The sequence below is a fragment of the Oerskovia rustica genome (assembly GCF_014836555.1).
Taxonomy (GTDB): Bacteria; Actinomycetota; Actinomycetes; order Actinomycetales; family Cellulomonadaceae; genus Oerskovia; species Oerskovia rustica.
Window position 1 is genome coordinate 1 of the sequence record NZ_JACSQQ010000017.1, and the last position, 7,422, is coordinate 7,422.

Genomic DNA, 7,422 nt, shown 5'->3' on the forward strand with positions numbered 1-7,422 from the left:
CCCGCGGCGGGTGGTACGCCGTCTGCTCCTCGACCGGTGCGCGGCGGAAGTCGCCCGCACCGTTGACGACCTGACCTCGGCGCAGCGTGATGCCCGCCGCACGACCGGCGCCCTTGAGCAGCGCGCCGCGCGAGGCGACGTCGGGGGAGTCGCCTGGCTCGCCGCCCTCGAGGGTGCAGGCGCGAGCCTCGACGGGTCCGAGGACCTGGCAGCCGTCGCCGAACGTGCCCGGCCCGAGCAGCAGCGCCATGCGGTACCGGCCGTCGGCACCGAGGTGCAGGTCCTTGCCGTCGGCCACGAGGGTGCAGCCGCCCGGGCCCAGCGTCGTGCGGGCCCCGACCCGGACCGAGGCGCCGTTCGTCGCGCTGATCCGGGTGCCGGGGTGGAGCACGGCGCCCTCGCCGATGACCACGCTCGACGTACCGTCGCACTCCACGACGACGGTCGGGTGGAGCACGACCCCGGGAGCGAAGCGGGCTCGCCCCGAGACCCACACGGCATCAGGGGCGGGGACGACGACCCCGCTCACGGCGAGGGCCTCGACCTCCGCACGGTCGAGGAAGGGGACACGGGTCGGACGCACGTCCGGGGTGCTGGTCACGACCAGGACCTTTCCACAGGTCGCGCCGTGGGTGTGCGTGACCCGTCGAGGAGACCGGGCGCCCGCTAGCCCTTGGCCCGCACCAGTTCCCCGCACGCCAGCTCGACCGCGAGCGTGTTCCCTGGTGGCGCGAGCGGGCACGCCCACGCCGGGTCGTACGCGCACGACGGGTTGTACGCGAAGTTGAGGTCCACGACCAGGGGCGCGTCGCCGTCGGGCCCCGGGCGGGACGACGCGGACCCCAGGTCCGCGCCCTTGATCGTGTCCAGGAGGTACCGCCCGCCGCCGTACGTCGCGGTCGACCGGTCCTTGACCGGCACGAACAGCCCGCCGCCGTACGACCGCAGCGCCCACACGTCGAGCGACCCCAGGCCCGGGAGGTCGAGGCGCCCGACGCGCTCGAACGGGACCACGCCGTCGGTGCCCGTGGGGACGTCGAGACGGGCGGCGTCGGGGGTGCCGCGCGCCGGGTCGGGCACGAGCGGCACCTCGAAGCGCAGCGCGGCGTCGTACGGGGCGACGGGGACTCCGGTGAAGGCGGGGCGGTCCTCCGGCAGGATCGGTGACGCCGGGTGCTCGGCCAGCAGGTCGTCGCGCGACGCGACCCAGTACTCGTGCGCCGTCGCGGGGTCCTCGACCGCCAGGTCGCGGACGTGCGCGTACAGGTGCTGGACGCGGCGGCGCCAGTCGACGACGTGCAGCTCGGTGATCATCTGGCCAGGGTGCCAGCCGGGACGTGCACCGGCAGCCCGGGGACTCGGCCTGTGGGAACTTCTGGACAGTTTTGCGCAGATCGATGCACGGCGTCCGGTGCCCCTGACGGACCTCGCCGGTCCCTAGCGTCGATCCCGGACAGCGGTGTCGAGAGCGGCCACCAGGTGCGACAGGCGGGAGCTTCCGTATGGTGCGGCCGGATAGCGTCGCAGCACGTCAGGAACGGGAGCAAGGGCTCGCTCTGCGAGAGTGCTGACGTCGTCCCCTGGGGTGGCGCCCTCGATGCTCGCCTTCAGTTCGCCTACTCGTGCAGCACAGGCCGCAGCACGAAGGATGTGACCCACCTGCGTGGCTCGTGCGATCGGGTGGAGATAGGCGGCGGCTGCGGCGTCTCCGCAGGCGAGCGCTGCGAGCTGGGCAGTCTCCGTGGACACGCTCTTCGCTGCTCGGTGTGCTGCGAAGGCGGTAGTTCGCTGAAGATTCGTCCGAGCGGCCCCGTCGGCGAACATCCGCGCCGCGTCGAGGGCTTCGCGCGGTCGCGAGTCCGCTGGAGCCTCGGCCTCGAACTCGGCGAGCAGGCTCTGCGCGCAGTCGGCCGCGAAGCGAACCACGGCGCGAAGCTCGTCCATCGTCAGGTTGAAGTCGCCACCGTCCGCGTCGGCCATGTGTCTACCTTCCCGGTGGTCTTGTTCAGGTGCGATTGCTGGAGGCCCGCAGTACCACTAGGTGACCGGCAGGAGCCGCAGCCACCCGAACGTGTAGCGCAACGGCGAGCTCACCCCGGCCCACAGCGCACGCCACGCCCCCTCGCGACCACGGGCGGCGCGGACGACGTCGAGGACCAACGCGGCCATCAGCCCTAGGACGAACAGGCCGGCGAACGTCCACACGACGGCGTCCGGGAGATCGAGGAAGAGGGCGACGACGAGCGCGACCGCGGTCGGCAGGCCGACCAGCATTCCCACGAAGGACGACACCGATCCCAGGTTCTCCGTCTCGGTCTCCCGACGGGGCTTCCTCGCCATGGTGACCTCCCCCTGGCCCCGGGGCGGCGCCACGGAGCACAGCATAGGGGGAGCGGTCCGCTGCTGAGGGGGCGCCGTCCCCGGGCGAGCGATCAGTGGTGCAGCCGGTAGAACCGGAAGAAGCTGAACCCCTCGATCGGCAGCACCTCGACGCGCTCGAACCCGGCGTCGAGCGCGTACCGCTCGAGCGTCGCGGGCCGCATGACGGTGCCCGTGCCGACCGACGGCGAGGACGACAGGCCGTCCGGCAGGCACACGAACTGGCTGAAGCCGTACATGAGCCGCTCCACGTCGTCTCCTGGCGCGGCGAACTCCTCGGCGACGGCCTCGTCCATGACGACCACGGCGCCGTCGGGCAGGACGGCGCGCCGGACCGCGGACAGGACCTCGACCGGGCGCGGCATGTCGTGCGTGCACTCGAACGCGAAGGCCGCGTCGAGCGGCACGTCCGCAGGCAGGGTCGCGGCGTCCGCGGCGTGGAACGCCACGCGGTCCGCGACGCCCGCGGCCTGCGCGTTCGCGCGGGCCATGTCGACCGACGGGCCGTCGATGTCGTACCCGTCGAACCGGGCCTGCGGGTAGGCGCGCGCGAGCGCGACCGTCGACCACCCCGCCCCGCAGCCCACGTCCGCGACGCGCGCGGTGGGTCGCGACAGGACCGCGTGCAGGTCCGGTGCCCGGCCGAGCGCCCCCGCGAGCTCGTGCTCGAACCACGGCCGGTTGAGGTCCGCCTGCGCCTCGCGCGCGTCGGCACCGAGGCGCCCCCACGACACCCCGCCGCCGTCGCGGTACGCGTCGAGGAGCTCGTCGAACGTGCGCCCCACGGCCGCGAACAGCCGCGGCAGCGGCGCCACGTACGCGAGGCTGTGCTCGTCCGTCAGCACCTCGGCGGGGCCTGGCGGCAGGGCGTAGCGTCGCGTAGCGCCGCCCGGTACGCCCGACGGCGGAGCGTCGCCCTCCGGCCCACGTGCGGCGGGCGCCGCGAGCGTGAGGATCCCCGCGACCGCCTGGCCTTCCAGCCACTCGCGCGCGTACCTCTCCTGCGTGCCCGTCCGGGCCGCGAGCTCGGCCGAGGTCGCGGGGCCGTCGGCCGCGAGCGAGCGGTACCAGCCCAGCCGGTCGCCCAGGTAGACCGAGAAGACGTCGAGGGCGCCGAGCGCCGAGGCGAACAACCGCTCGGCGAACTCCTCGGCTCCCGGGCCCTCGCCCGTCGGGCCGCCGGGGGTGCCGGGGCCGCCGGGTTCGCTGAGCGGGACCTGCGCTGTCGTGGACATGACTGCTCCGTCCGTCGAGGACGCGGCGCTCGCGGTCGTCGTCGACGCGCGGACGCACGGACCACCTCCAGCGTAAATCCGTTGCGCCCCCGTGGGACCATGCACAGCATGCTGGTCACCCTCACGACGACCGCCGGTGCGCCGGCCGGGTCCGTCGAGCACGGAGCCCTTCTGGACGCGACCGACCTCGGGTACCTGCTGCACAAACATCCAGCGCGGGCCCAGTCGTTCGACCTGCCCGTCGGCTCCGCGCACGTCTTCTACCCCGAGGCCGACGCCGCCCGCTGCACGGTCGCGCTGCTGCTCGAGGTCGACCCCGTGGGGATCGTGCGCAACAAGCGGTTCGGCGGGCGCGACGCCTTCTCCCTGGCCCAGTACGTCAACGACCGCCCCTACGCCGCGTCCTCGATGCTCGCGGTCGCGCTCGGCGCCGTGTTCCGCACCGCGATGACCGGACGCTGCGACGCGCGGCAGGCGCTCGCGGACGGCCCGGTCCCGCTCGAGATCCACGTCCCCGCGCTGCCCTGCCGCGGTGGTGCGCGGCTCGCCGAGCGCCTGTTCGAGCCCCTGGGCTGGACGGTCGAGGCGACGCCCGAGCCGCTCGACCCGACCGTGCCCGAGTGGGGCGACTCGCGCTACGTCGACCTGCGCCTGAGCGGCACGGTCCGCCTCGCCGACGCCCTGCACCACCTGTACGTCCTGCTGCCCGTGCTCGACGACGCCAAGCACTACTGGGTCACGGGCGACGAGGTCGACAAGCTGCTGCGCGCGGGCGCGGGATGGCTCGCCGAGCACCCCGAACGGGACCAGATCATGCGCCGCTACCTCGCGCACCAGCGACGGTACGTCGAGGACGCGACCGACCGGCTCGTGACGCTCGACGGCGTCGCGCCGCCAGAGGACGTCGCGTCACCAGAGGACGGCGCCGCCGAGGGCGACGTCCCCGCGGCGGGGAGCGACGCCGTCGGGACCACGGCGCCCACGCTCGCCCGGCAGCGCGCCGAGGCCGTGCTCGCGACGCTGCACGAGGTCGGGGCGAGCAGCGTCGTCGACCTCGGGTGCGGCGAGGGCGCGCTCCTGCGCCTGCTCGCCGCCGACCGCCGCTTCACGCGCGTGCTCGGCACCGACGTCGCTGCCCGCGAGCTCGAGAAGGCCGCGACCCGGCTGCGCCTGGAGGACGCGAGCGACGCCGAGCGCGAGCGCGTGCGGCTCGTGCAGTCCTCGCTCACCTACCGCGACGAGCGGATCGCGGGCTTCGACGCCGCGGTGCTCATGGAGGTGATCGAGCACGTCGACCCGCCCCGCCTGGGTGCGCTCGAACGGGTCGTGTTCGCCGAGGCGAGGCCGGGGACGGTCGTCGTCACGACGCCCAACGTCGAGTACAACGCGCTGTACCCGTCGCTCGAGGAGCACGGGCACCGGCACACCGACCACCGCTTCGAGTGGACGCGCGCCGAGCTCCAGGCCTGGGCCGACGGCGTCGCGCACCGCCACGGGTACGCCGTGACGTTCCGCGACGTCGGGCCGCAGGACGTGGGGCCGGGAGCGCTCGGGTCGCCGACCCAGATGGCGCTGTTCACACGATCGACGGAGGCAGGGGCATGACCGAGCAGCACGTGACCAGCGGGGAACCGCGCGTCCTGACCGTCCCCGAGCTCTCGCTCGTGGTGCTCGTCGGGGTGTCCGGGTCCGGGAAGTCGACGTTCGCGCGCGAGCGTTTCGCGCCGTTCGAGGCAGTCTCCTCGGACTTCTGCCGGGGACTCGTCTCGGGGGACGTCAACGACCAGTCGGCCACGGCCGCGGCGTTCGAGGTGCTCGAGACGATCGTGAGCAAGCGCCTGGAGGCCGGGCACCTGACGGTCGTCGACGCGACCAACGTCCAGTCCGCGGCGCGCAAGAACCTCGTCGCGCTCGCGCGGGCGCACGACGTCCTGCCCGTCGCGATCGTGCTCGACGTGCCCGAGTCGGTCGCGATCGAGCGCAACCGGTCGCGCCCCGACCGCGACTTCGGCGACCACGTCGTCAAGCGTCAGCGCCAGGCGCTGCGGGCCTCGCTCAAGGCGCTGAGCCGCGAGGGCTTCCGCAAGGTCCACGTGCTGCGCGGCGTCGACGAGATCGAGCACGCCACGATCTCCCGCGAGCCGCTGCTCAACGACCTGCGCGCCGAGACCGGGCCGTTCGACGCGATCGGCGACGTGCACGGCTGCCGCGCCGAGCTCGAGACCCTGCTCGGCGAGCTCGGCTACGTGATCGAGCGCGACGACGCCGGCCGGCCGGTCGACGCCGCGCACCCCGCGGGACGTCGCGCGCTGTTCCTGGGGGACCTCGTCGACCGCGGGCCCGACTCGCCGGGCGTGCTGCGCCTCGTGATGGGCATGGTCCGGGCGGGGCACGCGCTCGCCGTCCCCGGCAACCACGAGCACAAGCTCGTGCGCGCTCTCTCGGGGCGCAACGTGACCGTGAGCCACGGGCTGGAGACGACGCTCGCGCAGCTCGCCGAGGAGCCCGAGGAGTTCCGCAAGGACGTCGAGACGTTCTGCCGCGACCTGGTCTCGCACCTCGTGCTCGACGGCGGGCGCCTCGTGGTCGCGCACGCGGGCCTCAAGGAGTCGTACCACGGGCGCGCGTCGGGCCGGGTGCGCAGCTTCGCGCTCTACGGCGACACGACGGGGGAGACCGACGAGTTCGGGCTGCCCGTGCGCTACCCGTGGGCGAACGAGTACCGCGGCCGGGCCATGGTGCTCTACGGGCACACGCCGACGCCCGAGGCCGAGTGGGTCAACAACACGATGTGCCTCGACACGGGCGTCGTGTTCGGCGGGAAGCTGTCGGCGCTGCGCTACCCGGAGAAGGAGCTCGTGTCCGTCCCCGCGGCCGAGGTCTACTACGAGCCGGCGCGCCCGTTCCTGCCGGCCGACGACGCTGAGGCCGCCGCGTGCCCGGCGCGCGAGCCCGACGTCCTCGACGTGACCGACGTGCTCGGCCGCCGGTCGGTCGTCACGGGCACGCGCGGGCGCATCACGATTCCCGAGGAGAACGCCGCCGGGGCGCTGGAGGTCATGAGCCGGTTCGCGACCGACCCGCGCGCGCTGCTCTACCTGCCGCCGACCATGAGCCCCGTCGCGACGTCGCAGCGTCCCGGCTACCTCGAGCACCCCGAGGACGCGTTCGCGGCGTACGCGGGCGACGCCGTCAGGCAGGTCGTGTGCGAGGAGAAGCACATGGGCTCGCGCGCCGTGGTGCTCGTGTGCCGCGAGGCGTACGGGGACTCGGCCCGGCGCTTCGGGGTCGACGTGCAGCCGGGCGGGCGCGGGGTCGCGCACACGCGCACGGGTCGCCCGCTCTTCTCCGGGCCGACGGCGGAGGCTCTCCTCGAGCACGTCGCGAAGGCCCTCGACGGGGCCGGGGTGTGGGACGAGCTGGGGGCCGACTGGGTCCTGCTCGACGCCGAGATCCTGCCCTGGTCCGCGAAGGCCGACCAGCTCATCCGCGACCAGTACGCGAGCGTCGGGGCCGCGGCCCGGGCCGTCATGCCCGCGGCGCTCGCGGTGCTCGACGCGGCCGTGGCCCGCGGCGTGGACGTCGGGGACCTGCGAGCGCGCACGGCCTCGCGGGCCGAGGACACCGAGCGGTACACGCAGGCGTACCGGCGCTACCGCTGGCCCGTGGACGGCCTCGACGGCGTGCAGCTCGCGCCGTTCCAGGTGCTCGCGAGCGGGTCGGACGGGTCCGGCTCGCCGACCGGTACGACCTACGCGACCCGCGACCACCTGTGGCACCTGGGGGTCGCCGACCGGCTCGGGGGGGG

At 74.3% G+C, this 7,422-nt stretch carries 7 protein-coding genes; 2 read left to right on the forward strand and 5 right to left on the reverse strand.

All coding sequences use genetic code 11. The annotated features are described in order from the left end of the window. The 5 genes from H9652_RS11170 to H9652_RS11190 all read right to left on the reverse strand — a co-directional run. Window positions 1-601 (reverse strand): hypothetical protein (locus H9652_RS11170; RefSeq protein WP_191796314.1); only part of this gene is annotated, 601 nt, incomplete at its 3' end. A gap of 65 nt (window positions 602-666) precedes the next feature. Continuing rightward, window positions 667-1,314: a DUF1684 domain-containing protein gene (locus H9652_RS11175; protein WP_191796315.1), complete on the reverse strand. Its 648-nt coding sequence runs from the start codon at window positions 1,312-1,314 to the stop codon at window positions 667-669. Window positions 1,315-1,437: 123 nt separating this feature from the next. After that, window positions 1,438-1,980: a putative immunity protein gene (locus H9652_RS11180; RefSeq protein WP_191796316.1), complete on the reverse strand. Its 543-nt coding sequence runs from the start codon at window positions 1,978-1,980 to the stop codon at window positions 1,438-1,440. 57 nt (window positions 1,981-2,037) lie between these two features. Beyond that, complete coding sequence (locus tag H9652_RS11185) at window positions 2,038-2,340, reverse strand: hypothetical protein (RefSeq protein WP_191796317.1); 303 nt, start codon at window positions 2,338-2,340, stop codon at window positions 2,038-2,040. Between the two features lie 92 nt (window positions 2,341-2,432). After that, entirely contained in the window at window positions 2,433-3,614 is a 1,182-nt protein-coding gene (locus tag H9652_RS11190) for a class I SAM-dependent methyltransferase (RefSeq protein ID WP_191796318.1), read from the reverse strand. Between the two features lie 108 nt (window positions 3,615-3,722). Between H9652_RS11190 and H9652_RS11195 the strand changes: the two genes are divergently transcribed. Both H9652_RS11195 and H9652_RS11200 read left to right on the forward strand, forming a co-directional pair. Continuing rightward, window positions 3,723-5,219, forward strand: coding sequence for a 3' terminal RNA ribose 2'-O-methyltransferase Hen1 (locus H9652_RS11195; RefSeq protein ID WP_191796319.1), 1,497 nt, complete (start codon window positions 3,723-3,725; stop codon window positions 5,217-5,219). Then, a partial coding sequence (locus H9652_RS11200) for a polynucleotide kinase-phosphatase (RefSeq protein WP_225228107.1) occupies window positions 5,216-7,422 on the forward strand: 2,207 nt, incomplete at its 3' end. The genes H9652_RS11195 and H9652_RS11200, both read left to right, overlap by 4 nt.

What these genes read in the sequence shown, in the direction of transcription:
- H9652_RS11175 (WP_191796315.1), bottom strand. Translation starts at nt 1,314, where the DNA reads ATGATCACCGAGCTGCACGTCGTCGACTGGCGCCGCCGCGTCCAGCAC.
- H9652_RS11180 (WP_191796316.1), bottom strand. Translation starts at nt 1,980, where the DNA reads ATGGCCGACGCGGACGGTGGCGACTTCAACCTGACGATGGACGAGCTT.
- H9652_RS11185 (WP_191796317.1), bottom strand. Translation starts at nt 2,340, where the DNA reads ATGGCGAGGAAGCCCCGTCGGGAGACCGAGACGGAGAACCTGGGATCG.
- H9652_RS11190 (WP_191796318.1), bottom strand. Translation starts at nt 3,614, where the DNA reads ATGTCCACGACAGCGCAGGTCCCGCTCAGCGAACCCGGCGGCCCCGGC.
- H9652_RS11195 (WP_191796319.1), top strand. Translation starts at nt 3,723, where the DNA reads ATGCTGGTCACCCTCACGACGACCGCCGGTGCGCCGGCCGGGTCCGTC.